This is a genomic window from Amycolatopsis thermalba (genome assembly GCF_003385215.1).
In the GTDB taxonomy this organism is placed as follows: Bacteria; Actinomycetota; Actinomycetes; order Mycobacteriales; family Pseudonocardiaceae; genus Amycolatopsis_E; species Amycolatopsis_E thermalba.
The window spans coordinates 1-25,045 of the sequence record NZ_PQHW01000074.1 but is presented as its reverse complement, the minus strand read 5'-3'; the positions used below and the strand labels follow the sequence as shown (position 1 = coordinate 25,045).

Below are 25,045 nucleotides of genomic sequence, written 5' to 3'. Positions count from 1 at the left end.
CTGACGCCGGCCGGCTAGCCCTCCGGGTAGAAGAGGAACAGCGTGCACCCCGTGGTGGTGGCCGGCACGTGCCAGGTTCCCGCGGGGGCGTGCAGGAACGTGCCGGCCGGGTAGTCGCGCGCGCCGTCGTTGAACGTGCCCGCCACCACGTAGACCTCCTCGGGGCCGGGTTCGTGGACGTCGCGGTGGGGCCAGGACGTGCCGGGGTCCATCTCCAGCAGATCGGCGTGCGCCCCGGTGGACCCGGTCCACAACGGACGGTGCCGGATCCCGGGGGAGATCTCCCGAGCCGGGGCGTCGTGGACGGAGACCGCGGTGTAGCCCTCCTGGGCGAGGATTTCGTCGTGCATGTCCCCAAGATGACGCGCGCGGGCGACGGCCGGACAGTGTCCGGAAAGACACCATGGGGTACTTTTTTGCCATGCATCGCGTGATCGCCCTCGTGCGGCCGGTGCAGTCGACGTTCGAGCTCGGCTGCGCCGCGGAGGTCTTCGGCACGGCGCGGAACGGCGTGCCGCAGTACTACGAGTTCGACGTGTGCACCGAGACGCCCGGCCCGGTGCCGACGACCGCGGGGTACGCCATGTCGGTGCCGCGGGGTCTGTCGCCGCTCGCCTCCGCGGACACCGTGATCATCCCGGGCTGGCGGCCCCTGGACGCGCCGTTGTCCCCGCGCGTGCGCCGGGCGCTGCTGCGCGCGCACGCCCGCGGGGCCCGGCTGGTCACGATCTGCTCGGGCGTGTTCGCGCTGGCGCAGACCGGCTTGCTGGACGGCCGCTCGGCCACCACGCACTGGGCGGGCGCCGACCGGCTTCAGCGCGCGTTCCCGCGGGTGCGCGTGGAGCCGGACCGGCTCTACGTGGACCACGGCGACGTCGCCACGAGCGCCGGTGCGGGCGCCGGGATCGACCTGTGCCTGCACCTCGTGCGGCGGGACCACGGGGCCGCGCACGCCGCACTCCTCGCGCGGCACATGGTGATGCCCCCGCACCGCGACGGTGGTCAGAACCAGTTCGTGCCGCCGGCGCCGCCCCCACCGCCGCTGGACGGCCTGCTCGACTGGGCCGGTGAGCGGCTCGGCACCCCGCTGTCGGTGACCGATCTGGCCGCGCGGCTCAACGTCTCGCCCCGCACGCTGGCGCGGCGCTTCCAGGAGCAGCTCGGCATGAGCCCGGGCGTGGCTGCTGTCCCGCCGGGTGGCGGAGGCGCGCCGGCTGCTGGAGGACACCGATCTGCCGGTGGAGGCGATCGCGGCGCGCGTCGGGCTCACCTCGGCGGTCAACCTGCGCCGCCGCTTCCGCGATCAGGTGGGTACGACGCCGGGGGCGTACCGGCGGGCGTTCCGATCTCCGGAACCTGCGGGCGCGGCGAGTTGAGCTGCACGATCAGCGCGCCGCCCAGCAGGACGACCGCGCCGGCGAGCTGGGGCCAGGCGAGGGTTTCGTGCAGCAGTGCCCACGCGGTGGCGGTGGCGATGACGGGTTCGAGCAGGCCGATGACGCTGGCGACCGAGGCCGGGAGGTGGCGCAGCGCGGTGAGGCCGATGGCGTAGGCCAGCACGGTGGAGAACAGCGCGACGGCGACCAGCAGCAGCCACACCGGCGGGCGCCACGGGCCGAACTCGCCGGGCGCGGTGAGGATCTCGGCGGGCAGGGTCCACGGCGGCGCGACCGCGCACACCGCGACCGCGCCGATGATCATGCCCCAGGTGACCATGCCGAGCGGGTGGCGGGTGCTGACGCCGTGCTCGCCGAGCAGGAAGTAGGCCGCCGAGCACACCGCGGCGCCGAGCCCGGCGAGCAGGCCGGCCGCGTCCAGGCTCAGCCCCTGCCACACCTGCGCGACGCCGGCGAGCCCGGCCATGGCGAGCGCGATCCCGGCCCACATGCGCCCGGGCAGCCGCACGCCGCGCACGAACCGCGTCCACAGCGCGATCAGCACCGGGGAGGTGAACTCGAGCAGGATCGCGATGCCGACGGGCAGCCGCCCCGCGGCGACGAAGTAGCACAGCTGCACGCCCGCGACGCCGAGCAGGCCGTAGCCGAGCAGCAGGGGCCATTCCGCGCGGCGCACGCGCAGCAGCGACGGTTTCACCAGGGCCACCACGGCGGCCAGCACGAGCGCGGCGAGACCGATCCGCGCCGCGGCGACCTGTTCGGCGGACAGCCCGGCGAGCATCGCGGGTTTCGCGATGGTGCCGGAGCTGCCGAAACAGACCGAGGAGACCAGGATCAGCGTCGTGCCACGCCCGCGGTGCGGGACGAACGCGCGCGCGGGTGCGGGAGCTTCGGTGACCACCCGATCCACCCTAGGCAGCCGGGCGGTACGGCGGTACCGGAATTCCGTCACGCCGCGGCTAACCGGTCACACTCGCACGCCGGTTAGCAGGCGAGAGGGGTGGAATGCGGCGGGGCCGCGCCGGGGGAGCGGTTGCCCGGCCTGGCCGGCCGGCGCAACAGCCACGCCGGTCAGGCGCCCCGGCCCACGCGGACGTACCCGGCGATCGTGGCGAGGCGGGTGCCCTGGATGCGCAGCGCCTCGATCGACTCCTTGTCCGGCTCGGCCGCCTTGCGCGACACGAACGAGCCGCCGTAGGGGTTGCCCGACTCCAGCAGGTGCGGCTGCCCGTAACCGAGCGGCAGCACGATCGCGCCCCAGTGGTAGAAGATGTTGTTCATCGCCAGCACCGTCGCCTCCAGTCCGCCGTGCGCGGTGGACGCCGTGGTGAACGACGTGGCGACCTTGTCGGCCAGCTTCCCCTTGGCCCACAGGCCACCCATGCTGTCCAGATAGGACTTCAGCTGGCTCGCCGGCCCGCCGAACCGCGTCGGGCTGCCGAGCGCGAGCCCGTCGGCCCACTCCAGGTCGCCCAGGGTGGCCAGGTCGTCGTGCGGCCCGGAGTCCACCCACGCCCGCCAGCGCGGGTTGGTCGCGATCGCCTCGGGCGGGGCGGTTTCGGGCACCGTGCGCACCCGCACCTCGGCCCCCGCGCCGGCGGCCCCCTCGGCCAGCGCGGCGGCCAGCTTCGCGGTGTTGCCGGTGGCGCTGTAGTACACGACGAGAATCCGGGTGCTCACGATCACCACCCTAGGGGAGCGGCACACCGGTTCCAGCATCTGAGAGATCACCCGCGGCCGCGCGGAGATCCTTACCGTGCCTGGACGTGACGACCACGGCCGAGTCCCCGCCCCGCACCACGCCCCGCAGCGCCGCGATCGGCAGCATGATCGGCACCACGATCGAGTGGTACGACTTCTGCCTCTACGCCACCGCGACCGCGCTGGTGTGCAAACCGCTGTTCTTCCCCAACGTCTCCTCGACCGCGGGCACGCTCGCGGCGTTCGGCACCTACGCGGTCGGCTTCGGCACGCGGCCGCTCGGCGCGGTGATCTCCGGTCACCTCGGCGACCGGGTGGGCCGCAAGGCGGTGCTGGCCGGCGCGTTGCTGCTGATGGGCATCGCCACCACGGCGATCGGGGTGCTGCCCACCTACGCGCAGGCCGGGATCGCCGCCCCCGCGCTGCTCGTGGTGCTGCGGCTGGTGCAGGGCCTGGCGGTCGGCGCGGAGTGGGGCGGCGCCGCGCTGCTGTCGGTCGAGCACGCCACACCCGGCCGGCGCGGGCTGTTCGGCAGCTTCACGCAACTCGGCTCGTCGGCCGGGATGCTGCTGGCCACCGGCGTCTACTACCTCGTGCGCACGCTCGCCGGCGATGACGTGTTCCTGTCCTGGGCCTGGCGGGTGCCGTTCCTGCTCAGCCTGGTGCTCGTGGTGGTCGGCCTGGTGATCCGGCTGCGGCTGACCGACGCGCCGGTGTTCGCCGAGCTGCGCGCCCGCGGGGAAACCGCCCGGCTGCCGGTGGTGGAGGTGCTGCGGACCCAGCCCCCGCAACGTCGCGCTGACCACCGGGCTGCGGCTGTCGCAGATCGCGTTGTTCGTGCTGCTCACCACCTACTCGCTGACCTACCTGCAGACCACGTTCGGCAAGGACAGTTCGGTGGGGCTGGTCGCGGTGATGGTCGCCTCCGCGGCCGGGCTGGTCAGCACGCCGCTGTGGGGGTACCTGTCCGACCGCTTCGGGCGCCGCCCGCCGTACCTGTTCGGGTCGGTGACCGGGATCGTGGCGCTGGCGATCGTGTTCGGCGTGAACGTGGTGCACGACGCGATGTACGGGCCGCAGGCCGCCTGGTTCGGTGAGCTGTTCGGCACCCGCGTGCGCTACAGCAGCGCGTCGCTGGGCTACCAGATCGGCGCGGCGCTCTCCGGCGGGTTCGCGCCGCTGCTCGCCGCCGCGCTGACCTGTCCTTCTGGCTGGCCCTGGCGCGCACGCTGGAGGACGGCGGGTTCGACGCGTTGTTCCTCGCCGACGTGCTGGGCGTGTACGACGTCTACGGCGGGTCGAAGGACGCCGCGGTCGCCGACGCCGCGCAGATCCCGGTGAACGAGCCGACTGTGCTGCTGCCCGCGCTGGCGGCGGTGACCTCGCACCTCGGGTTCGGGGTCACCGTGTCCACGACGTACGAGCAGCCGTACTCGCTGGCCCGCCGCCTGTCCACACTGGACCACCTGACGCGGGGGCGGGTCGCGTGGAACATCGTGACGTCCTATCTGGACAGTGCGGCCCGCAACCTCGGCCTGGGCGCCCAGGTGCCGCACGACGAGCGGTACGAGATCGCCGAGGAGTACCTCGAGGTCTGCTACCGGCTGTGGGAGGGCTCATGGGAGGACGACGCCGTCGTGCGCTCCGGCGGGGTGTACGCGGATCCGGCGAAGGTGCACGACATCGGGCACCAGGGGAAGTACTTCCCGGTACCCGGGCCGCACCTGTCGGAGCCGTCGCCGCAGCGCACGCCGGTGCTGTTCCAGGCGGGCGCGTCGCCGCGGGGCGTGCGGTTCGCGGCACGGCACGCGGAGGCGGTGTTCGTGTCCGGGCCGACGCCGCGGGCGGTGCGCCGTTCGGTGGACGCGATCCGCGCGGGCGTGGCCGAGCAGGGCCGGGACCCGCGGGCGGTGAAGATCTTCACGATGCTCACGCCCGTGGTGGCCGAGACGTCCGAGGAGGCCGCGGCGAAGCTGCGGGAGTACCGGTCGCTGGTCTCGGTTCCCGGCGCGTTCGCCCGGTTCGGCGGCTGGACGGGCGTCGACCTGGCCGAACTGCCGGTGGACGAGCCGCTGACCTACCGCGACGGGGACGCGAACCGGTCGGCGCTGGCGGCGTTCACGACGGCCGAGCGGGCGTGGACGCCGCGGGAGCTGGCCGGGTTCATCGGGCTCGGCGGCCGCGGGCCGGTCGTGGCGGGTTCCGGCCCGGAGGTCGCGGACGAGCTGGAGCGGTGGGTGGCGGAGGCCGACGTGGACGGCTTCAACCTGGCGTACGTCACGACGCCGGGCACGTTCGCGGACTTCACGCGCTGGGTGGTGCCCGAGCTGCGCCGCCGGGGCCGGGTGCCGGCGCGGCCGGCGGAGGGCACGCTACGGGAACGCCTCGGCGGCGAGGGCCCCCGCCTGGCGGCGGACCACCCCGGGGCCGCCTACCGCCGCTGATCGCTCCCGAGCCGGGCGTGCTCGCTCAGTTCCAGGTCGATGAAGGCGCCGATCATCGCCCGCCACACCGGCTCGGCGACCTCGGGCGCCAGTCCCGCAGCCTCCGCCCGGTCGCGGACCGACGCGATCACCTGCTCCACCCGGCCCGGCGCGCGCACCGCCTGCTCGTCGGTCTTGACCGCGGCCGCCGCCCGCACCAGGGACTGGCGGGCGGCCAGCAGGCGGATCAACTCGGTGTCGAGGGCGTCGATGCGGGCGCGGATCTCCGCCAGCGACTCCGGATCGGTCACCGGGGCCGCCAGGGGCTGATCGTGTCGGTGGGCCGCGTCGGGTCGTGGAACTTCGGCTCGTCCGGCTCGTCGCGGCGCAGCGGGACCAGCCCGGCGGTGATCGCGCGCATGATCTTCGCGTGCGCGCGCACCCCGGCGCCCGGGCGGTCCGGCTCGACGTCGCCCAGGTCGACCGGTTCGCCGAAGTGCACCCGGTACGTCGGGCGCCGCAGCGGGGCCGTCAGCCCGGACCGGGCCAGCGGCAGCAGGTCCGCGGGCCCCTCGACGCGCTCGGTGCCCCAGTACACGGCCTCGTGCGCGCCCCACTGGCTGATCGGCACCACCGGCACCCCGGCGGCGATCGCGAGCCGCGCGGCGCCCGTCTTGCCGCGCTCCGGCCACAGGCCCGGGTCGTGGCTGATGCGGCCCTCCGGGTAGACGATGACCGGGCTCGGGGTGGTCCGCATCTCCTGCACGGCCTGCGCGAACTGCTCCAGCGCGCTGGCCTTGCCGCGGTCGATGCGCAGGTGCCCGCTGACCTTCAGCGCGGGCCCGATCACCGGCGCGTCCAGGATCCCGCCGGCCAGCATGAACCGCGGCGAGATGCCGATCTTCCGGCAGGCCGCGATCAGCACGAACGGGTCGAACACGCCGATGTGGTTGGCGGCCATCAGGAACGGCCGTCCCCGCAGCTCCGGCGCGATGCGGCCGGTGATCCGCAGGCGCCCGGTCAGCGCGACCAGCCCCTGGTCCAGACGCGTCATGGTCCGCCAGACCGCCGGTGGCCTGCGGCGGGTCTGCCCGGTGTCGTCGGAGTGCAGCGCGAACATGGTCGCCAGCATGGCAGATCACCGAAATGGCGGATCAAGGTCCGCCGGTGACGGGGAAGTTCGCGCTGTGCCGAGTGTGGCACCTGGGGTTGCTGGGGCCAGGCGGTTACCGTAGAGGACATGGCGAGCGGGGCGGCGACGAGGAGCAGCGGCACGAAACGGACCGGCGGCAAGGGCGGCACCGCGCGCAGGACGACGCGCGGCGCGGCCAAGGCGCGGCCCGCGGCCTCGCGCGCCCGCAAGCCCGCACCGAAGAAGAAGGCCGGCACGTTCAGCAAGGCCGTCCGCGGTGGCTGGAACCTGCTGGCCAAGGGGCTGGGCAGCCTGGTGCGCACCGTCGGCCGCGGCCGCGAGCTGGAGCCGGAGCACCGCCGCGACGGGCTCGCGCTGGGGTTCATCGCCCTGGCCGTGATCATCGCCGCCGGGGTGTGGTGGCGCGCGGCCGGACCGGTCGGCGGCTACGTCGAGCTGGGCACCCGCACGATCTTCGGCGCCGGCGCGGTCACCCTGCCGCTCGTGCTCGTGGTCACCGCCGTGACGCTGATGCGCAGCGAGCCGCAACCGGAGATCCGCCCGCGCATGGTCATCGGCACCGTGCTGGGCGTGTTCGCGTTGCTGGGCCTGCTGCACCTGTTCAACGGCCGCCCGCACGACACCGAGAACCAGCGCTACGCCGGTGGCGTCCTCGGCTTCCTCTCCGGCGACCTGCTCGCCCAGGGGCTGACGGCGTGGGTCGCGGTGCCGCTGCTGTTCCTCGCGCTGGCGTTCGGCCTGCTCGTGTTCACCGGCACCCGCATCCGCGACATCCCGCACCTGGTCCGCACCTGGGGCCTGGACCCCGAGGAGCACGCCGAGGAGGAGGCGCAGCGCGAGGCGCGCGCCGAGAAGCGCGACGAGGTCACCGACGCCGACCCGAAGGCCGTCCGGCTGCGCAAGCCCTCCCGCCGCCGCCAGGCGACCGGCGCCGATCCGGACCAGCTGGACATCGAGTCCGCGCTGGCCGAGGCGCCCACCCCGGCGCGGCCGCCGAAGCCGGTGCCGGCCGAGGTGCCGGAGAAGAAGCCCAAGAAGCCCGAGCCGGTCATGTCGGTCACCCGCACCGTCGAGGGCGACTACGAGCTGCCGCCCGCCGATCTGCTGCAGCTGGGCGACGCGCCGAAGACCCGCAGCAAGGCCAACGACGCCATGATCGAGGCGATCACCGGCGTGCTGGAGCAGTTCAACGTCGACGCGCAGGTCACCGGCTTCACCCGCGGCCCGACGGTGACCCGCTACGAGGTCGAGCTGGGTCCGGGCGTGAAGGTCGAGAAGATCACCGCGCTGACCAAGAACATCGCCTACGCGGTGGCCACCGACAACGTCCGCCTGCTCGCGCCGATCCCCGGCAAGTCGGCGGTCGGCATCGAGGTGCCCAACTCCGACCGCGAGATGGTGCGCCTCGGTGACGTGCTGCGCTCCTCGACGGCGGCCAAGGACAACCACCCGATGGTCATCGGGCTGGGCAAGGACATCGAGGGCCACTTCGTCACCGCGAACCTGACGAAGATGCCGCACCTGCTGGTCGCCGGTTCCACCGGTTCCGGTAAGTCGAGCTTCGTCAACTCGATGCTGGTGTCGCTGCTGTCCCGGGCCACGCCGGACGAGGTCCGGATGATCCTGATCGACCCGAAGATGGTCGAGCTGACGCCGTACGAGGGCATCCCGCACCTGATCACGCCCATCATCACCCAGCCGAAGAAGGCCGCCGCGGCGCTGGCCTGGCTGGTGGAGGAGATGGAGCAGCGCTACCAGGACATGCAGGCCAACCGGGTGCGTCACATCGACGACTTCAACCGCAAGGTCTCCTCGGGGGAGATCACGGCGCCGCCGGGCAGCGAGCGCGTCTACCGCCCGTACCCGTACATCATGGCGATCGTCGACGAGCTGGCCGACCTGATGATGACCGCGCCACGCGACGTCGAGGACGCGATCGTGCGGATCACGCAGAAGGCCCGCGCCGCGGGGATCCACCTGGTGCTGGCCACGCAGCGGCCGTCGGTGGACGTGGTGACCGGCCTGATCAAGACGAACGTGCCGTCGCGGCTGGCGTTCGCGACGTCGTCGCTGACCGACTCGCGGGTCATCCTGGACCAGCCGGGCGCGGAGAAGCTGATCGGCATGGGCGACGGCCTGTACCTGCCGATGGGCGCGGGCAAGCCGGTCCGCATCCAGGGCGCCTACGTCGGCGACGACGAGATTTCCGCGATCGTCAACTTCACCAAGGAGCAGGCGCAGCCGGAGTACCAGGAGGGCGTCACCGCCGCGAAGGCCGGCGAGAAGAAGGAGATCGACCCGGACATCGGCGACGACCTGGACGTCCTGCTGCAGGCGGCGGAGCTGATCATCACCTCGCAGTTCGGGTCGACGTCGATGCTGCAGCGCAAGCTGCGGGTGGGGTTCGCCAAGGCCGGGCGGCTGATGGACCTGCTGGAGACGCGCGGCGTGGTGGGCCCGTCGGAGGGCTCGAAGGCGCGCGACGTGCTCGTCAAGCCCGAGGACCTGGAAGGCACGCTGATGCTCATCCGCGGCGGCTCGGCGCCCGACGACGGCGACGCGGACTAGGAGCCGCCGAACTTCCGGACGGCCTGGTAGTAGGTCCAGGCCGTGCCGTTGCAGCGCCAGTCGCCGTGGCAGATGACCTTCAGGTCGGCGTAGAAGTTGTCGTCGATCTTCTTCCGGTGGGCGCTGGTGAACCGGTCCTGCCGCTTGTAGTTGCGGTACCCGAAGTCGTGGCGGTGGCAGGCGGGGGAGAAGTCGAACCCGAGCGGCTTGTCCGGCGACCACGAGCAGGTGTCCGACGACCAGTCCAGCTTCGCCGCGTACGGCCGGTCCGCGCGGATCTCCTCGAACCGGCTCAGCGACGTGCCGAACAGGTACTTGTCGGTCACCGCCCCGATGTCGGCGGCCTGCGCGGTGCCGGTTCCGGCGACCAGGGCGGTGGCCAGTGCGGCCGTGGACAGCAGACGGCGGGCGGCGACGCGCATCGGGGCTCCTCGCTGATCAAGGGACGGCCATGATCAGCTTCCGGCCGCCCGGTGACGGCCACCAGCCCCGAAAGGTGGATACCGGGCGAACTTCACCCGGCGGGCGCAGCGCCCGCCGACAAGGAGGCAGAACTCGCGCTCACGAGCGTGGAACTCGCGAGCAGGAGGGTGGGACTCGCGAGCAGGATGGTGGGACTCGCGGGCGGGCGCGCAGAACTCGCGCGAGTCCCACGCTCACGTGGGCGAGTTCTGCATTCGGGCGCGCGAGTCCCGCGCTACAGCTCCAGGAGCATGCGTGTGTTGCCGAGCGTGTTCGGCTTCGCGTAGGGGAGTTCGAGGAACTCGGCCACGCCCGGGTCCACCGAGCGGCGCATCTCTTCGTACACCGAGCTCGGCACCGGCGTGCCGTCGATCTCGGTGAACCCGTGCCGCGCGAAGAAGCTCGTCTCGAAGGTGAGCACGAAGATCCGACGCAGCCCCAGTTCCCGCGCCAGCGTGATCAGCTGCGCGACCAGCCGGTGCCCGATCCCCTGCCCGCGCATCCGCTTGTCGACCGCGACCGTGCGGATCTCGGCCAGGTCCTCCCACAGCACGTGCAGCGCGCCGCAGCCGACGATGTCACCGTTCTCGCCGCCGATGTCCGCGACCCAGAACTCCTGCATGTCCTCGTACAGCGTGACGAGCGACTTCTCCAGGAGCACGCGCCCCGCGTCCGCGTCCACCAACGCCTTGATCTTGCGGACATCCGAGATCCGGGCCCGCCGGATCTCGACGGAACTGGAAGGATCACCGTGCACCGATCGACCGTATCGGGGCGCGGGCGGGCCTGTCGCGGTGGGTTCGGCCACGCCCGCGCGCGCCAGCTACCCTGAGTGTCGTGTCTTCTGCCGCCACCGAGTCCTCCGGCCGTCGTGTCTCCCTGCTGACCCTGGGCTGCGCCCGCAACGAGGTGGACTCCGAGGAGCTGGCCGGCCGGCTCGCCGAAGGGGGCTGGGAGCTGGCCGACGAACCCGAGGGCAGCGACGTCATCGTCGTCAACACCTGCGGCTTCGTGGAGTCGGCGAAGAAGGACTCGGTGGACACGCTGCTGGCCGCCGCGGACACCGGCGCGAAGGTCGTCGCGGTCGGCTGCATGGCCGAGCGCTACGGCGCCGAGCTGGCCGAGAGCCTGCCGGAGGCTCATGCGGTCCTCGGCTTCGACCACTACCACGACCTCGCCGCCCGCCTGGACGACGTCGCCGCCGGGCGCACCATCGCCTCGCACACTCCGGCCGACCGCCGCAAGCTGCTCCCGATCACCCCGGTCGAGCGCGCCGCGGCCACCGAGGACGTGTCGATCCCCGGCCACGGCTGGGGGCCCCGCGTGCTGCGCAGCCGGCTGTCCGACTCGCCGGTGGCGGCGCTGAAGATCGCCTCGGGCTGCGACCGCCGCTGCTCGTTCTGCGCGATCCCGTCGTTCCGCGGCTCGTTCGTCTCCCGCCACCCGGACGAGATCCTCGCCGAGGCCGCGTGGCTGGCCGGCCAGGGCGTCAAGGAGCTGTTCCTGGTCAGCGAGAACTCCACCTCCTACGGCAAGGACCTCGGCCGCGCCCTGGGCGGCACCCGCGCCCTGGAGCTGCTGCTGCCGAAGCTGGCCGGCATCGAGGGCATCGAGCGGGTCCGGGTGTCCTACCTGCAGCCGGCCGAGACGCGCCCGGACCTGGTCCGCGCGATCGCGACCACCCCGGGCGTGGCGCCCTACTTCGACATGTCCTTCCAGCACTCCAGCGAGACCGTGCTGCGCCGGATGCGCCGGTTCGGCTCCACCAAGTCGTTCCTCGCGCTGATCGAGCAGATCCGCGAGTACGCGCCGGAGGCGGGCATCCGCAGCAACGTGATCGTCGGCTTCCCCGGGGAGACCGAGGACGACGTCGCCGAGCTGGAGCACTTCCTCACCGAGGCCGGCCTGGACGCGGTCGGCGTGTTCGGCTACTCCGACGAGGACGGCACCGAGGCCGAGACCTACGACGGCAAGATCGATCCCGAGGTGGTCGCCGAGCGCGTCGCGCGGGTGTCCGCGCTGGTCGAGGAACTGACCGCGCAGCGCGCCGAGGACCGCGTCGGCGAGATCGTCGACGTGCTGGTCGAGGAGGCCGACGCCGAGGAGGTGTCCGGCCGCGCCGCGCACCAGGCTCCGGAGGTCGACGGCGCGTGCGTCGTGCTCGACGGCGAGGGGCTCGCGGTCGGCCAGATGGTCCGCTGCCGGGTCGTCGGCTCCGAGGGCGTCGACCTGCTCGTCGAGCCGGACGCCGGCAGACGAGCGCCGCGGCGGAGGAGTCGGCCCAGGCTGGCGGGGAGGCCCGCCCGCCGCGTCGCGAGCCGGAGCCGACCCCGGTGCCCACGCTCAACGTCGCGAACCTGCTCACGCTGTCCCGGCTCGTCCTGGTCCCGCTGTTCGTGCTGGCGCTGTTCGCCGGCGGCGGCGAGGACACCGGCTGGCGGATCGGCGCGACCGTGCTGTTCGCGATCGCGTCGCTGACCGATCAGGTGGACGGCTGGGTCGCGCGCCGCTACGGCCTGATCACCGACTTCGGCAAGATCGCCGATCCGATCGCGGACAAGGCGCTGATCGGCGCCGCGCTGGTGGGCCTGAGCCTGCTCGGCGAGCTGCCGTGGTGGGTGACCATCGTGATCGCGGTCCGCGAGATCGGCGTGACCCTGCTGCGGTTCTGGGTCATCCGGCACGGCGTCATCCCGGCCAGCCGCGGCGGCAAGGCCAAGACGATGACCCAGATCCTGGCGATCGTGACCTACCTGCTGCCGCTGCCGGACGGCGCGCTGCCGGTCCAGTGGGCGCTGATGGGCCTGGCGGTGCTGCTCACCGTCGTCACCGGGGCGGACTACGTGGTGCGCGCGGTGCGGCTGCGCGCGGCGGCGCGGGCATGACCTCGGCGCGCCCGGTGGTGGCCGCGTTGCTGCGCCTGCGGCAGACGGTGGCCGCGGCGGAGTCGCTGACGGCCGGCCTGGTCACCGCGAGCCTGACCGAGGTGCCCGGGTCCAGCGCGGTGGTGCGCGGCGGGCTCGTGGTCTACGCCACCGACCTCAAGGCGAAGCTCGCGGGCGTGGATCCGGCGCTGCTGGCCGCGCACGGCGCGGTGCACCCGGAGGTCGCCGCGCAGCTCGCGGAGGGCGCGCGGGACCGCTGCGGGGCCGACTGGGGGCTGGGCCTGACCGGGGTGGCCGGGCCGGACCCGCAGGACGGCGTCGCCCCCGGCACCGTGCACATCGGCCTGGCCGGGCCGGGTGGCCGGGACGTGCGGACGCACTGGTTCGAGGGCGACCGCGCGGCCGTGCGGCGGGCCTCGGTGACGGCCGCGCTGGACCTGCTGGGGGAACATCTCACGTGATCGGGGCGTTCGCCCTGGGCGTATCCCCGTGTCAATCGCTGCGAGGAGGCGCTCGAACTGGGTAACGTGGTCGGTATCAGGAAGGGAGGCGCGCGATGACCGTGCTCCTGCGCGAGGCGATCGGCGACCGGCTCCGGCATGCCCGCACCAACAAGCGTCGCACGCTGCGCGACATCTCCCGCGCCGCCAAGGTCAGCCTCGGCTACCTGTCCGAGGTGGAGCGCGGGCAGAAGGAGGCGTCCAGTGAGCTGCTGGCGTCCATCTGCCAGGCGCTCGAGCTGCCGCTCGCCGAGCTGCTGAGCAACGTCGCCGCCGACATCTCGGCGCTGGAGAGCGTGGACGTGCCGACGATGGCCGAGACCGCCGAGGGCGAGGGCCGCGCGCGCAAGACGGGCGAGTCGCCCGCCGCGACCGGCCGGCTCGAAGGTGGCCGCCTCATCGACGGCATGATCGGCAACGACCTGCCGGACCTGCGGGTTTCCGGTCAGCGGGTCGGCCCGTCGCTGCGCACCACCATCCGCGCGCCGAAGATGGTCGCCGCCTGATCGCCAGCTGAGCGGACGAACCGCACGAAGGCCACGGTCCGGGCGTTCCGCGCCCCGGCGGTGGCCTTCGTGCGTCCGGCCCGGGGAAGGCCGGTCAGGGTAGTCCCGGAAATCCCCCGGGGTCGCCTGGAACACACGGGCGCGACCTGACACGATGGAACCCACTCCGGGGTCGCGGCGTTGCTCAAGACAGGGGAGAGTGGCGCCGGGCGACCATCGGCGACACCCAGGCAGGGATCTAGAAGGCAGGCGGAGGAGATGGCCAACCCTTTCGTGAAGTTCTGGAAGTACCTCATGGCGTCGTTCTCGTCGAAGATCGACGAGCACGCCGACCCGAAGGTGCAGATCCAGCAGGCCATCGAGGAGGCGCAGCGCAACCACCAGGCGCTCTCCCAGCAGGCCGCCGCGGTGATCGGTAACCAGCGGCAGCTGGAGATGAAGCTCAACCGCCAGCTCGCCGAGGTCGAGAAGCTGCAGGCGTCGGCGCGCCAGGCGCTGGTGCTGGCGGACGAGGCGCGGGGCAAGGGGGACGAGCAGAAGGCCCAGCAGTACGAGGTGGCCGCGGAGTCGTTCGCCACCCAGCTGGTCACGGCCGAGCAGAGCATCGAGGACCTCAAGACGCTGCACGACCAGGCCCTGCAGGCCGCTGCGCAGGCGAAGCAGGCCGTCGAGCGCAACTCGGCGATGCTGCAGCAGAAGCTGGCCGAGCGCACCAAGCTGCTCTCGCAGCTGGAGCAGGCCAAGATGCAGGAGCAGGTGTCGGCCTCGCTCAACCAGATGTCGCAGCTCGCCGCGCCGGGCAACACCCCGTCGCTGGAAGAGGTGCGGGACAAGATCGAGAAGCGGTACACCACCGCGCTGGGCCAGGCCGAGCTGGCGCAGAACTCGGTGCAGGGCCGCATGCTCGAGGTGCAGCAGGCCACCACGCAGATGGCGGGCAGCTCGCGGCTGGAGCAGATCCGGGCGTCCATGCGGGGCGACTCGGTGGCGCAGGTGACGTCCGGCTCCGGTGAGAAGGCGGCGCCCCCGGCGGCGGACATCCAGCGCGAGATCGAGTCGCGCGTCCAGGCCGAGCAGCAGAAGAACCAGGCCTGAGCGGGTAGGCGATGGCGTCGGGCAGGCGGGACTTCTCGCAGTTCCAGGCGAAGCTGGAAAAGCACATCGAGCGCCTGCCCGACTACGCGCAGCGCGCCCAGCGGAAGCTGCAGCGGTACATGCCCGAGCAGGGCTCGTCCGGTGCGGTGACGCGGCCGAAGGTCGTCTCGCAGGCGATGCCGGTGCTCAACGAGGCCCGCGCGAAGTGGGTCGCGTGGAACTCGCCCGAGGCGAAGCTGGCGCGGCGCAAGCAGCGGACGTCGCGGGCGCTGACGCTGTGGATCATGGCGGCGGTGCTGTTCGTGCTGTACGCCGTGGTCGGCTGGCTCGGGCTCGCCGGGGCCGGCGGGCTGGCCGAGGCGGTGCCGGGGATCTTCGGGGCGGTCGTGTTCACGACCTTGTCGGTGCGCTCGGCGCTGCGGCTGCGGCAGCTGAACCGGATCGTGCTGCCGGTCAGCACGACCCCGCCGCCGCTGCCGCCGTCCGGGTCGGCGGCGCGTGCCCCGATGCAACGGCTCGCCGAGTGCGAGTCGACGCTGGCCGACCTGCTGCGGCAGTTGTCGGAGCCCTCGGCGCTGGGCACGGCGCCGGTGCCGGAGTATTCGGTGGCCGACGCGCGGTCGACGGCCGCGGAGGCCGCCGCCGCGCTGCGGGCGCTGGCGCTGCGGATCCAGTCCATCGAGCGAGCGCGCGACGCGGCCCCGGCCGGCGAGCGGGGCGCGGTGGACTCGGCGATCGCGACGCTGCGCGAGCAGCTGGACGACGGGGTGGAGAGCTTCGGCGCCCTGGTGGCCGCCGCGGGCCGCGCGGTAGCCGCAAGCAGCCACGGCCTGGCCGATTCACGCCTGTTCCTGACCGACGCGACCGACCGCCTGGCCGGACTCGCGCTGGCCCTGCGCGAACTGTCCTGACCCGCGAGCCGCCACACAGGCAGCCGCGAGCCCCACACCCGGCCCGGCGAGCCCCACACTGGGGCCAGCGAGTCCCACGTCCGGTGGCGCGAGTCCCACGTCCGGTGGCGCGAGTCCCACGTTCAGGGCGGTGAGTTCCACGTTCGGCCCGGCGAGTCCCACGTTCGGCCCGGCGAGTTCCACGTTCGGGGCGGTGAGTTCCACGTTCGGCCCGGCGAGTTCCACGTTCGGCCCGGCGAGTTCCACGTTCGGGGCGGTGAGTTCCACGCTCGGCCCGGCGAGTTCCACGTTCGGCCCGGCGAGTTCCACGGCTCGGTAACGCGAGTTCCACGCTCGGGCCGGTGAGTTCCGCGTTGCGGCGGTGAGTTCCGCGTGCGCGGTGTGAGGGTCCGTCGGCGGGCGTGACTCTTGCACTTGCCGCGCGCTCCGCGTTCAAGCGCTGTGTTCCGCGCTTGGTGGCGCGAGTCCCACGTTCAGAGCGGTGAGTTCCGCATTCGGTGGCGTGAGTTCCGCGCTCGCCGGGGCGAGGTGCCCACCGGCGGGCGCCTCCCGCGCGGAGGCGTGCGCGGCGGTGGGCACTGTGGACGGTCCCAGTCAGGCCGTCCGGGAACCGCCTTCCTCGTCCCGGCGTGCACCGGCCAGGGCGCGGTTGATGTTGCGCACCAAGCCGGGTCCGTGCAGGGCGAATCCGGTGTAGAGCTGGATCAGGCTCGCCCCCGCGTCGAGCATCCGGCGGGCGTCGTCGCCGGTGGAGATTCCGCCCACGCCGATGATCGGCACCGTGCCCTCGGTGTGCCGGTGCACGAACCGCACCACCTCCCGCGCCCGCTCGGTCAGCGGCCGCCCGGACAGCCCGCCGGTCTCCGCGCCCACCGCGGCCTCGTCGGCGGTCAGGCCGTCCCGGCCCAGCGTCGTGTTGGTCGCGATGATCCCGGAGACCCCCTGCTCGTCGCACACCTCGAGCAGCTCGGCGAGCGCGTCGTCGGTCAGGTCGGGCGCCACCTTGACCAGCAGCGGCGTCGCCGGCTTCCCGGCCTCCGCGGCCAGCTGCTCACCGGTCCGGCCCAGCTCGGCGAGCAGCTCGGCCAGCGCCTCCCGGTCCTGCAGCGCCCGCAGCCCCGGTGTGTTGGGCGAGCTGACGTTGATCGCGAAGTAGTCCGCCCACGGGTACAGCGCCCGCAGCGACTCCTGGTAGTCGGCGACCGCCTCCGCCAGCGGGGTCACCTTGGACTTGCCGATCGACACGCCCAGCGGGATGCCCGGCTTCCCCTTGGCGGCCAGCCGCTGCGCGAGCGCGGCCGCGCCGGAGTTGTTGAACCCCATGCGGTTGATCACCGCGTCGCTGTGCGGCAGCGTGAACAGCCGCGGCTTCGGGTTGCCCGGCTGCGCCAGCCGCGTGACGGTGCCCACCTCGACGAAGCCGAACCCGAGCGCGGGCCACGCGGCCAGCGCGCGCCCGTCCTTGTCCATCCCGGCGGCGAGGCCGACCCGGTTGGCGAACCGCAGCCCGAACAGCGTCACCGGGTCGGAGACGGCGAACCGGCGCCGCAGCGCGGCCAGCGCGGGCGGGACGTCGGACAGCCGCGCCAGGACGCCCAGGGTGCGTTCGTGCACCTTCTCGGGGTCGTTGTCGTTGAGCCGGTAGAGCGTGGGACGGATCAGCCTGTCGAAGAGCACGGTCCCATCTTCGCTCAGCGCCGTTTCCACTCCGACGACAGCATGGCGTAGACGAGCTCGTCGGTCCATTCGCCCTTGACCAGCTCGTTCTCCCGCAGGTGCGCCTCGCGCCGCATGCCCAGTCCCTCCATCAGGGACGCCGAGGCCACGTTGCGGCTGTCGCAGCGGCCGTAGATGCGGTGCAGGCCCAGCTCGTCGAAGCCCAGCCGGAACAGCTCACCGGCCGCCTCGGCGGCGTAGCCCTTGCCGTGGTGCCGGGGGTGGAACACCACCCCGATCTCGCCGCTCGCGTGGTCGCGGCTGGTCCACCACAGGGTGAGGTCGCCGATCAGCTCACCGGTGTCGATCAGCTCGACGGCGATGGCGAGGTACTCGCCGGGCTCGGTCAGCGTCGAGCGGGCGATCTTGTCCTCGAGGACGGCGGCGGTCTCGGCCCGCGTGCGCGGTTCCCAGTAGAGGTACCGCGTGACGTCCGGCCGGGACTGGAAGGAGTGCAGCGCGTTCAGGTCCGCCTTGGTGAATGGGCGGAGGATCAGCCGTGCGGTCTTCATCGGGTACGCGGGCTGCAGCACCGGCGAAGAATAGCGCGCCCCGGACGATCTCCGGGGATTTTCCGCCGGATTAGGGGATTGGGGGGGAACCCCCGGCGCGACTCCCGACCGTCGTCAGCCGTTCGGGCCCGAGCCGGACCAGTGCTCGGAAACGCCGGGGGGCGGTGGCTGTCTGGTATTCACCAGCAGTCCAGGGTGTGGCATCCGCTAGCGGACAGCCACCTCACGAGTCCCGTTGCTACACAACTTCGGACCACCTCCTTTCCCGTGTACCAGCAACGCTAGGCGCGCCGGTGCCCCTGCGGCAACTGCATTTCCGGGCCGTCCGGCGTGGCCGTTCTCACCCGCCGGACCGGGCGCCGCCGGGAACTTCCGCGCCGTCTGCTGGATCGATCCACGCCGGGGCGCCGGGTTTCGACCTCCTTGCGCAGGTGTACCCGATCGGGTGACCCGGGGGGCTGGTTCGCAGCAACGGGAGAGTGTGCGATGTCCACGTCCGTGGTCATTCTGATCGTCGTCGTCGCCCTGGTGGTGATAGCCGGGGCAGCCCTGCTGGTCCGCGCCGGGATGCGGCGCAAGCGCCTGCGGGAGCGGTTCGGGCCCGAGTACGACCGGGCCGTCGAGGGCGGCAAGAGCAAACGGGCCGCCGAACGCGATCTGGCCGAGCGGGAGAAGCGGCACAGCGAGCTGGACATCCGGCCGCTGCCGGATACGGCCCGCCAGCGCTACCGCCAGGAGTGGTCGCTGGTGCAGCAGCAGTTCGTCGACCGGCCCGGCGCGGCCATCCTGGAGGCCGACCGCCTGCTCACTTCGCTGATGGGCGAGCGCGGCTACCCGACCGAGGGGTACGAGCAGCAGCACCGGGACCTGTCGGTCGAGCACGCGAACACGCTGGAGCACTACCGGCGCGCGCACGAGATCACCGAGGGCCACCAGAAGACCGAGGCGTCCACCGAGGACCTGCGTAAGGCGATGGTCCACTACCGGCAGGTGTTCGAGGACCTGCTCGGCGACGCCGACGTCCGGCCGGAGCAGGAGGGAGGCCGGCACCATGCGCGCTGAGGACCGCACCGCCGACGGCCCGTCCACCGACGACCTCGTCGCACCCCGCCGGGACGAGCAGCCCGCGCGGCCGATGACCGAACAGCCCGCCGGTCGCACCATGCCCGCCGAAGCCGCGGCGACCCAGGGCGTGCCCGAGGAGTCCGTGCCCGGGCAGGCCCCGCCGGCCGAGGGCGAGGAACGGGTCGAGCTGTTCCGCCCGGAGCAGGTCAGCGAGTTCCGGGACCGCTGGCGCGAGGTGCAGACCTCGTTCGTCGACGATCCACAAGCGACACTGCGGGACGCCGACCAGCTGGTGGCCGAGGTGATGCAGGCGCTCGCGTCGACCTTCGCCGACCACAAGCACGAGCTGGAGGCCCAGTGGCAGCGCGGTGAGGCCGCCACCGAGGACCTGCGGCTGGCGCTGCGGCGCTACCGCACGTTCTTCAACGAGCTGCTGCGCGGGTGAGGCGCGGGCCCGTGCTGGCAGCGCGGGCAGAACCAGGTGGGGCGCGCCTGGACGTCGCCGGGGTCCCGGCCCTGGTTCTCGACCCGGAGCCGGCTGCCGCACCGGAAGCAGCCCTGCCTGGTTCGTTCGTACACCCAGTTCCGGCGGCCGCGGGCGAAGTCGCCGGTGGTGCTCTGCTCGTGCCGCCAGGCGTTGGCCAGCAACAGCTTCCGCGCCAGCCGCACCACCTGACGACCGTCCACTTCGGAGACCGGGGTCCACGGCGTGACACCGAGCAGGAAGCAGATCTCGCACTTGTAGAGGTTGCCCACGCCCGCCATCACGCGCTGGTCGAGCAGCGCGAGCCCGAGTTCCCGGCCGGGCTCGCGCTCCAGTGCCGCCACCGCGCGCGCCTCGTGCTCGTCGCTCCACTGTGGATCGAGCAGATCCGGCCCGAGGTGGCCGACCAGGCGGGACTCCTCCGCGGTGGGCAGCAGTTCCAGGTCGTGCACGCGGAAGCCGACGACCTGCACGCCCCCGGCTTCGAGCACGACGCGCGCGTGGTGCGCCGGGTGCCGCCAGCGGGAGCCGGGCCGGGTGATCTCCCACGAGCCGTCCATCTTGAGGTGGCTGTGCAGGCTCAGGTCCGGCGAGAAGCGGAAGAACAGGTGCTTGCCCACCGTCCGCACACCGAGCACCGTGGCGCCGGTCAGGTCGGTCGTGGCCAGCGCGGGGTGCCGGAAGTCGGTGCGTGTCAGCACCCGGCCGGCGAGCGCCTTCTCGACCTTCCGGCCGGCCAGGAAGACGGTGTCACCTTCGGGCATCGTCCGCGATCCGGGGGACCGGGCCGGTGCTCTCGGCCGGGGTCTCGGCGGCCTCCCGGTCGATGCGGTGCCGTCCGGCGCGGTTGGAGCGCAGGATCTTGGCGAGCACCATGTTGAAGGTCAGCGCGACCTCCTGGGCGCCGGGGGAGTGCCACTCGTGGATCGGGCTGCACGCGCCCTGCGCCTGCTGCACCGCGAGCCGGTCCGGGATCGCGGTCGGCATCACCAGGCCGCCGAAGGACTCGCGCAGCTCGGCGATGCGGAACTGGTGCTCGTGCGAGCGCGGCCGCAGCCGGTTCACCAGCACCCCGGCCGGCTTGAGACCCGGATTGTGCTCGTCGCGGATCCGCTCGATCGCCTCCAGCGCGCGCTGGGCGCCGCTGACCGCGTACATCGTCGGCTCGGTCACCAGGATCGCGCTGTCGGCGGCCACCAGGGCCGACTTCGTCAGCCGCCCGAGCGAGGGCGGGCAGTCCAGGATCGCCAGCTCGTACGGGCGGCCGCGCAACGGGCGCTCGTGCAGCTCGTCCAGCGCCAGGGAGAGGTTGCCGACCTGGTCGTCGTCCGGGCCCGGCTCGTTGAGCAGCTCCAGCTCCTCCGCCCCGACCAGCACGTCGACCTCGGGGCTCCACGCGCTCGGCGCGACCGCCTGCCGCAGGACGTCGCGGACCGGGGTGGCGAGCACGTCGGCCAGCGTGGCGTCGGTGTAGGGCGGATCGAGGGTGGCGGTGGCGTTGCCCTGCGGGTCCAGATCGGCCACCAGCGTGCGCGCCCCCCTACGGAGCGCAGCCGAAGCGATGCCGAGCGCGACCGTGGTTTTGCCGACACCACCCTTGAGGCTCAGTACGGCGACCGTGTGCACGGGGTCGAGCGTAGCCGGAGTGCCACGGCGAGCGCCCGGACCGGGCTCACTACGCTGTCCGCCATGCGAACGGACACCGGGACAGCACGCGGCTCCGGCACGGTCTGGCGGGCACTGCGGGCCGAGCTCGACCGGGCGCGGGAACGAGGCACGGCGGAGCCCGCCGTCGTCGACGTCGGCGGCGGCAGCGGGGTGTGGGCGGTGCCGCTGGCCGCCGAGGGCTGCCGGGTGACGGTGGTCGAGCCGAGCCCGAACGCGCTGGCGACCCTGCGGCGGCGCGCCGAGGAGGCCGGCGTCGGCGGGGCGATCACGGTCGTGGCCGACGACACCGACGCGCTCGCCGCGCGGATCCCGGCCGGTTCGGCCGATCTGGTGCTGGCGCACGGCCTGCTCGAGGTGGTCGACGACCCGGCCGCGGTGGCCGGGGCGCTGGCCGGGATCGTGGCGCCGGGCGGCGCGGTGTCGGTGCTGGTCGCCAACCGGCACGCGGCCGCGTTGCACCGCGCGCTGGGCGGCCGGGTGCGGGAGGCCCACGCCTTGCTGACCAGCTCCGACGGGGTGCTCGCGGACGACGGGGAGACGCTGCTGCGCCGCTTCGACGCCGACGGCCTGCGCGGCCTGCTGGCCGGTGCGGGGCTGCGGGTGGAGCTGATCCAGGGCGACGGGGTCGTCTCGGACGTGCTGGGCGAGGTCGAGTCGGAGCAGTACACCGCCGACGACCTCGCCGACTTCGAGGCCGCCGCGGGCGCGATCCCGCCGCTGCGCGACCTCGCCAGCCGCCTGCACGTGCTCGCCCGCCTCTGACGAAAACTGTCGGACCCCCTGCGTAGGCTCGTCCGCGATGGGTAGGAATGCGGCCCTGCCGGCCGGGTACGAGCGGTTCCGGGTGAGCGCGGGGCACACACCGGACGACACCGGCTGCGGTCTGCTGCACGTCGACATGGACGCGTTCTTCGCGGCCGTGGAGCTGCGTACGCGGCCGGAGCTGGTGGACAAGCCGGTGATCGTCGCGGGCGCGGGTCCGCGCTCGGTGGTGACGTCGGCGAACTACCCGGCGCGCGAGTACGGCGTGCGGGCGGCGATGCCGGTCGCGGTGGCGCGCCGGCTGTGCCCGCACGGGGTGTTCCTGCCGCCGACGCACGGGCTCTACGGCGAGGTGTCGAAGGGCGTGATGGCGATCTTCCGCGAGCTGACGCCGCTCGTGGAGCCGTTGAGCCTGGACGAGGCGTTCCTGGACGTCAGCGGCGCGCTGCGGCGGCTGGGGGAGACGCCGGCGGGCATCGCGGAGCTGATCCGCCGCCGGGTCCGGGCCGAGCACGGCATCACCTGCTCGGTCGGGGTGGCGCCGGTGAAGTTCGTGGCGAAGCTGGCCTCGGGCATGGCGAAGCCGGACGGGGTGGTCGTGGTGCCCGCCGGGCGGATCCTGGAGTTCCTGCACCCGCTGCCGCTGTCCGCGCTGTGGGGCGTGGGGAAGAAGACCGAGGAGAACCTGCACCGGCTCGGGCTGTCCACTATCGCCGACATCGCGGCGGCGCCGCTGCCGCGGTTGCGCAAGGCGGTCGGCAACGCCGCGGCCGAGCACCTGCACGCGCTGGCGCACGGCCGGGACGAGCGCGGCGTGGTGGTCGATTCGCCGGAGAAGTCGCTGGGCGCCGAGCACACCTTCGACACCGACCAGCGTGAACCGCGGGTGCTCGAGCGCGAGCTGCTGCGGTTGTCCGAGCGCGTCGCGGAGAGCCTGCGGCGCCGGGGGCTGCGCGGGCGCACGGTGTCGATCAAGGTGCGGTTCGCCGACTTCCGCACGATCAGCCGGGCGCGGACCCTGCCCGCGGCCACCGACGTGGCGCGGGTGATCCACTCGACGGCCGTGGCGCTGCTCGCGGAGGCGGTCGCCGGGGCCGACGTCCGCCTCCTCGGGGTGCGCGTGGAGGGGCTGACCGGGGAGGCCGAGCCGGAGCAGCTGAGCTTCGACCAGCCCGCGCCGCGGTGGCGCGACGCGGAGGTGGCGGCGGACGTGGCGCGGTCGAAGTTCGGCGCCGCGGCGGTCCGGCCGGCGTCACTGATCGTGTCCGGCCCTGACCCGTCTCGGGGGGAACCCTGAGGCCGGTGAAACGTTGACACAAGGGGCGGCGACACCCCCAGCAAGACACCAGCGCCCAGGACGGCGGGGAGATTTGAGCCAAACGGGGCACAGGTTGGAGTGGGATCGGGTAGTCCTGATCGCGAAGGACTCGTATCCTGGAGAGTGACACCACTAGGGGTGTCTGTTGGGTCCAGGACGTTGCGCGGCCCGGCGCCCGCGACAGCTGTGCCGGAGGAGGAAAGATGCCACTCTCCGAGCATGAGCAGCGGCTGCTCGACCAGATCGAGCGCGAGCTCTATGCCGAGGACCCCAAGTTCGCGTCTACGGTGCGCGGTGCCCGGTTCCGCCGGCCCGCCCGCCGCCGCCGAATCCAGGGGATCGCGCTGTTCGTCGTCGGTGTCGCCCTGCTCGTACTGGGTGTGATGGTGCGGGCCCTGTGGGTCGCCGACGTGCCGTTGATGAGCGTGTTCGGTTTCGTCGTGATGTTCGCGGGCGCGATGCTCGCGCTGTTCTCCGGCCGTGGCGGGGGCGACGGCAAGTCCAGCGGTGGCAAGCCCGTCAAGGCGAAGAGTTCGTTCACGCAGCGGATGGAAGAGCGTTTCCGCCAGCGCTTCGAAGAGCAGTAGTTCTTCTCCGCGAAGTGCCTACGCCCACTGCGGCGTAGGCACTTTCGCATGCGCGGCCGCCGTGGCGAGCAGCAGGCAACCGGTCAGCAGGGCCGCCAGTGGCACGGCGCTGCCGGTGCCGAACAGTCCCACCGCGGGGGCGACCGCCCCGCCGAGCAGGAACTGCCCGCCGCCGAGCAGGGCGGACGTGGCGCCCGGCGCGTCCCGGCCGGCCTCCTGCGCGGCGGCCGTGACGGCGGGGAAGTACAGCCCGAACGCGGTGACGACCAGGAACAGGCCGGCCCAGAGCACGGCGAGGTGCGCGCCGGTGACGGCCAGCAGGATGAGCATCACGGCGGAGGCGGCGCAGGCGGTCGTGATCCCCGCCCGCAGCAGCGCGCCGGTCCCGAAGCGGGTGACGAGGCGGCCGCACAGCACGCTGCCCGCCAGCGAGCCGAGGGCGTTGACGCCGTAGACCACGCTGACGAGGCCGGGCGAGGCGCCGGCGACGTCGGCGAAGACGAACGTGGATCCGGCGAGGTAGAGGAAGATCGCCGCCCCGCCGAAGCAGAGGCTGAGGACGCGACCGGCGAGCGCGGGCCGGCGGCACAGGCGGGCCATCGCGCGCAGGGCCGCCACGGGCCGGGCGGGTGTTCGTCGTCCGGCCGGCAGGGATTCCGGCACCCACAGCAGGACGCCGGCCACCTGCAGCACCCCGGCGACGGCGAGGGCGGCGAAGACGGCCCGCCAGGACGCGACGCTCAGGATCGCGCCGCCGAGCACCGGCGCGAGGACCGGGGCGGCCGAGGTGATCGCGGCCAGCGCCGAGAACTTCCGCGCGGCCGCGGCGCCCGCGAACAGGTCGGTGATCACGGCCCGCGACACGACGATGCCCGCCGCGCCGGTGATGCCCTGGCACAGCCGGGCGGCGTTGAACACCTCGATCGACGGGGCGAGCGCGCACGCCAGCGAGGACACGGCGAACAGGGCGGACCCGGCGAGCAGGACGCGCCGCCGCCCGGTGCCGTCGCTGACCGGGCCCAGGACGAGCTGCCCGGCGACGACACCCACGAGGAACGCGGTCATGGACAACTGCGCGACGGACGGCGAGGTGCCGAGGGTGCGGGAGAGGTCCGGCAGGCCCGGCACGTACATGTCGGTGGCCAGCGGAGCGATCCCGGTGAGCAACGCGAGAACGGCGATGAGGGCGGAGGGGACGGTGCGAGTGGTCATCGTGGCGGTGCCAGGTGGGTTGGTCCTTCTCGGGCGGTGAGTGGCGGAAGGCTCGTGGACGGGCGGCGGCGGGCGTCGCGGCGGTGCTGGGCCGGCGGGGTGTGGGTGCCGGGTGGGCCG

25 protein-coding genes and 3 pseudogenes are annotated in these 25,045 nt (G+C 73.2%); 16 read left to right on the top strand and 12 right to left on the bottom strand.

Annotated elements, in window-relative coordinates; translation table 11 throughout:
* Positions 1-14: 14 nt before the first annotated feature.
* Positions 15-350 carry a cupin domain-containing protein gene (locus D0D15_RS25105; protein ID WP_094005880.1) on the bottom strand — a complete coding sequence of 112 codons (336 nt, stop codon included), beginning with the start codon at positions 348-350 and terminating at the stop codon, positions 15-17.
* Between the two features lie 71 nt (positions 351-421).
* Here D0D15_RS25105 and D0D15_RS25100 point away from each other — a divergent pair.
* A pseudogene (locus tag D0D15_RS25100) lies at positions 422-1,376 on the top strand (GlxA family transcriptional regulator).
* Here D0D15_RS25100 and D0D15_RS25095 read toward each other — a convergent pair.
* Positions 1,279-2,298 carry an EamA family transporter gene (locus D0D15_RS25095; RefSeq protein ID WP_094005900.1) on the bottom strand — a complete coding sequence of 340 codons (1,020 nt, stop codon included), beginning with the start codon at positions 2,296-2,298 and terminating at the stop codon, positions 1,279-1,281. The pseudogene D0D15_RS25100 and the gene D0D15_RS25095 sit on opposite strands and share 98 nt — an antisense overlap.
* A 170-nt stretch (positions 2,299-2,468) precedes the next feature.
* Complete coding sequence (gene wrbA / locus D0D15_RS25090; protein ID WP_094005901.1) at positions 2,469-3,077, bottom strand: NAD(P)H:quinone oxidoreductase; 609 nt, start codon at positions 3,075-3,077, stop codon at positions 2,469-2,471.
* A gap of 146 nt (positions 3,078-3,223) precedes the next feature.
* Here wrbA and D0D15_RS37220 point away from each other — a divergent pair.
* The 3 genes and pseudogenes from D0D15_RS37220 to D0D15_RS25080 form a co-directional block, all read left to right on the top strand.
* Positions 3,224-3,823, top strand: a pseudogene (locus D0D15_RS37220) (MFS transporter); the annotation flags it as partial.
* 112 nt (positions 3,824-3,935) lie between these two features.
* Positions 3,936-4,085: pseudogene (locus D0D15_RS37215) on the top strand (MFS transporter); the annotation flags it as partial.
* A 212-nt stretch (positions 4,086-4,297) separates the two neighbouring features.
* Positions 4,298-5,542 (top strand): LLM class flavin-dependent oxidoreductase, encoded by a 1,245-nt coding sequence (locus tag D0D15_RS25080; RefSeq protein WP_341867323.1) that lies wholly within the window; start codon positions 4,298-4,300, stop codon positions 5,540-5,542.
* Here the strand turns inward: D0D15_RS25080 and D0D15_RS25075 are convergent.
* Positions 5,530-5,832, bottom strand: coding sequence for a chorismate mutase (locus D0D15_RS25075; RefSeq protein ID WP_233157295.1), 303 nt, complete (start codon positions 5,830-5,832; stop codon positions 5,530-5,532). The genes D0D15_RS25080 and D0D15_RS25075 overlap by 13 nt on opposite strands.
* Positions 5,829-6,653, bottom strand: coding sequence for a lysophospholipid acyltransferase family protein (locus tag D0D15_RS25070; protein ID WP_094005881.1), 825 nt, complete (start codon positions 6,651-6,653; stop codon positions 5,829-5,831). The genes D0D15_RS25075 and D0D15_RS25070 overlap by 4 nt, the downstream gene beginning before the upstream one ends.
* 108 nt (positions 6,654-6,761) lie before the next feature.
* Here D0D15_RS25070 and D0D15_RS25065 point away from each other — a divergent pair, with 108 nt between their 5' ends.
* Entirely contained in the window at positions 6,762-9,242 is a 2,481-nt protein-coding gene (locus tag D0D15_RS25065) for an FtsK/SpoIIIE family DNA translocase (protein WP_115944781.1), read from the top strand.
* Here the strand turns inward: D0D15_RS25065 and D0D15_RS25060 are convergent.
* Entirely contained in the window at positions 9,239-9,664 is a 426-nt protein-coding gene (locus tag D0D15_RS25060) for a phospholipase (protein WP_094005883.1), read from the bottom strand. The genes D0D15_RS25065 and D0D15_RS25060 overlap by 4 nt on opposite strands.
* 275 nt (positions 9,665-9,939) lie before the next feature.
* The gene (locus D0D15_RS25055; RefSeq protein WP_094005884.1) at positions 9,940-10,461 is read right to left on the bottom strand and encodes an amino-acid N-acetyltransferase; all 522 of its coding nucleotides are present in this window, start codon (positions 10,459-10,461) and stop codon (positions 9,940-9,942) included.
* Positions 10,462-10,541: 80 nt separating this feature from the next.
* Here D0D15_RS25055 and rimO point away from each other — a divergent pair, with 80 nt between their 5' ends.
* From rimO to pspM, 6 genes are all read left to right on the top strand, one after another.
* Positions 10,542-12,182, top strand: a complete 1,641-nt coding sequence (gene rimO, locus D0D15_RS25050; RefSeq protein WP_244214985.1) for a 30S ribosomal protein S12 methylthiotransferase RimO — start codon at positions 10,542-10,544, stop codon at positions 12,180-12,182.
* Positions 12,071-12,589 (top strand): CDP-diacylglycerol--glycerol-3-phosphate 3-phosphatidyltransferase, encoded by a 519-nt coding sequence (pgsA, locus tag D0D15_RS25045; protein ID WP_244214986.1) that lies wholly within the window; start codon positions 12,071-12,073, stop codon positions 12,587-12,589. Before rimO ends, pgsA begins: the two co-directional genes overlap by 112 nt.
* Complete coding sequence (locus D0D15_RS25040) at positions 12,586-13,050, top strand: CinA family protein (RefSeq protein WP_094005887.1); 465 nt, start codon at positions 12,586-12,588, stop codon at positions 13,048-13,050. The genes pgsA and D0D15_RS25040 overlap by 4 nt, the downstream gene beginning before the upstream one ends.
* Positions 13,051-13,145: 95 nt before the next feature.
* Positions 13,146-13,595 (top strand): helix-turn-helix domain-containing protein, encoded by a 450-nt coding sequence (locus tag D0D15_RS25035; protein WP_094005888.1) that lies wholly within the window; start codon positions 13,146-13,148, stop codon positions 13,593-13,595.
* 258 nt (positions 13,596-13,853) lie between these two features.
* Positions 13,854-14,690, top strand: coding sequence for a PspA/IM30 family protein (locus tag D0D15_RS25030; protein WP_094005889.1), 837 nt, complete (start codon positions 13,854-13,856; stop codon positions 14,688-14,690).
* Between the two features lie 11 nt (positions 14,691-14,701).
* Positions 14,702-15,601, top strand: coding sequence for a phage shock envelope stress response protein PspM (gene pspM, locus D0D15_RS25025; protein ID WP_115944780.1), 900 nt, complete (start codon positions 14,702-14,704; stop codon positions 15,599-15,601).
* A 594-nt stretch (positions 15,602-16,195) separates the two neighbouring features.
* Here pspM and D0D15_RS25015 read toward each other — a convergent pair.
* Positions 16,196-17,278, bottom strand: coding sequence for a quinone-dependent dihydroorotate dehydrogenase (locus D0D15_RS25015; RefSeq protein WP_198958245.1), 1,083 nt, complete (start codon positions 17,276-17,278; stop codon positions 16,196-16,198).
* Between the two features lie 14 nt (positions 17,279-17,292).
* Positions 17,293-17,850, bottom strand: coding sequence for a GNAT family N-acetyltransferase (locus D0D15_RS25010; protein ID WP_094005904.1), 558 nt, complete (start codon positions 17,848-17,850; stop codon positions 17,293-17,295).
* A gap of 465 nt (positions 17,851-18,315) precedes the next feature.
* Here D0D15_RS25010 and D0D15_RS25005 point away from each other — a divergent pair, with 465 nt between their 5' ends.
* Together D0D15_RS25005 and D0D15_RS36655 are read left to right on the top strand one after the other, a co-directional pair.
* Complete coding sequence (locus tag D0D15_RS25005; RefSeq protein ID WP_094005905.1) at positions 18,316-18,891, top strand: hypothetical protein; 576 nt, start codon at positions 18,316-18,318, stop codon at positions 18,889-18,891.
* Complete coding sequence (locus tag D0D15_RS36655; RefSeq protein WP_198958246.1) at positions 18,881-19,339, top strand: hypothetical protein; 459 nt, start codon at positions 18,881-18,883, stop codon at positions 19,337-19,339. Before D0D15_RS25005 ends, D0D15_RS36655 begins: the two co-directional genes overlap by 11 nt.
* Here D0D15_RS36655 and D0D15_RS24995 read toward each other — a convergent pair.
* Both D0D15_RS24995 and D0D15_RS24990 read right to left on the bottom strand, forming a co-directional pair.
* Positions 19,303-20,142 carry a DNA-formamidopyrimidine glycosylase family protein gene (locus D0D15_RS24995; RefSeq protein WP_094005906.1) on the bottom strand — a complete coding sequence of 280 codons (840 nt, stop codon included), beginning with the start codon at positions 20,140-20,142 and terminating at the stop codon, positions 19,303-19,305. The two genes, D0D15_RS36655 and D0D15_RS24995, sit on opposite strands and share 37 nt — an antisense overlap.
* Positions 20,129-21,004, bottom strand: coding sequence for a ParA family protein (locus tag D0D15_RS24990; protein WP_094005907.1), 876 nt, complete (start codon positions 21,002-21,004; stop codon positions 20,129-20,131). The genes D0D15_RS24995 and D0D15_RS24990 overlap by 14 nt, the downstream gene beginning before the upstream one ends.
* Positions 21,005-21,067: 63 nt before the next feature.
* On the opposite strand from D0D15_RS24990, the gene D0D15_RS24985 reads away from it, so the two are divergent.
* The 3 genes from D0D15_RS24985 to D0D15_RS24975 all read left to right on the top strand — a co-directional run bounded on the left by D0D15_RS24985 (position 21,068) and on the right by D0D15_RS24975 (position 23,713).
* A complete protein-coding gene (locus D0D15_RS24985; RefSeq protein WP_094005908.1) occupies positions 21,068-21,808 on the top strand; it encodes a class I SAM-dependent methyltransferase in 741 nt (246 codons plus the stop codon).
* A gap of 37 nt (positions 21,809-21,845) precedes the next feature.
* On the top strand, positions 21,846-23,105 hold the full coding sequence (gene dinB, locus D0D15_RS24980; protein ID WP_162830656.1) for a DNA polymerase IV: 1,260 nt from the start codon (positions 21,846-21,848) through the stop codon (positions 23,103-23,105).
* 224 nt (positions 23,106-23,329) lie between these two features.
* Positions 23,330-23,713, top strand: coding sequence for a DUF3040 domain-containing protein (locus D0D15_RS24975; protein ID WP_094005910.1), 384 nt, complete (start codon positions 23,330-23,332; stop codon positions 23,711-23,713).
* An 18-nt stretch (positions 23,714-23,731) separates the two neighbouring features.
* Here D0D15_RS24975 and D0D15_RS24970 read toward each other — a convergent pair whose 3' ends face one another.
* Entirely contained in the window at positions 23,732-24,925 is a 1,194-nt protein-coding gene (locus D0D15_RS24970; protein ID WP_094005911.1) for a multidrug effflux MFS transporter, read from the bottom strand.
* Positions 24,926-25,045: the final 120 nt, after the last annotated feature.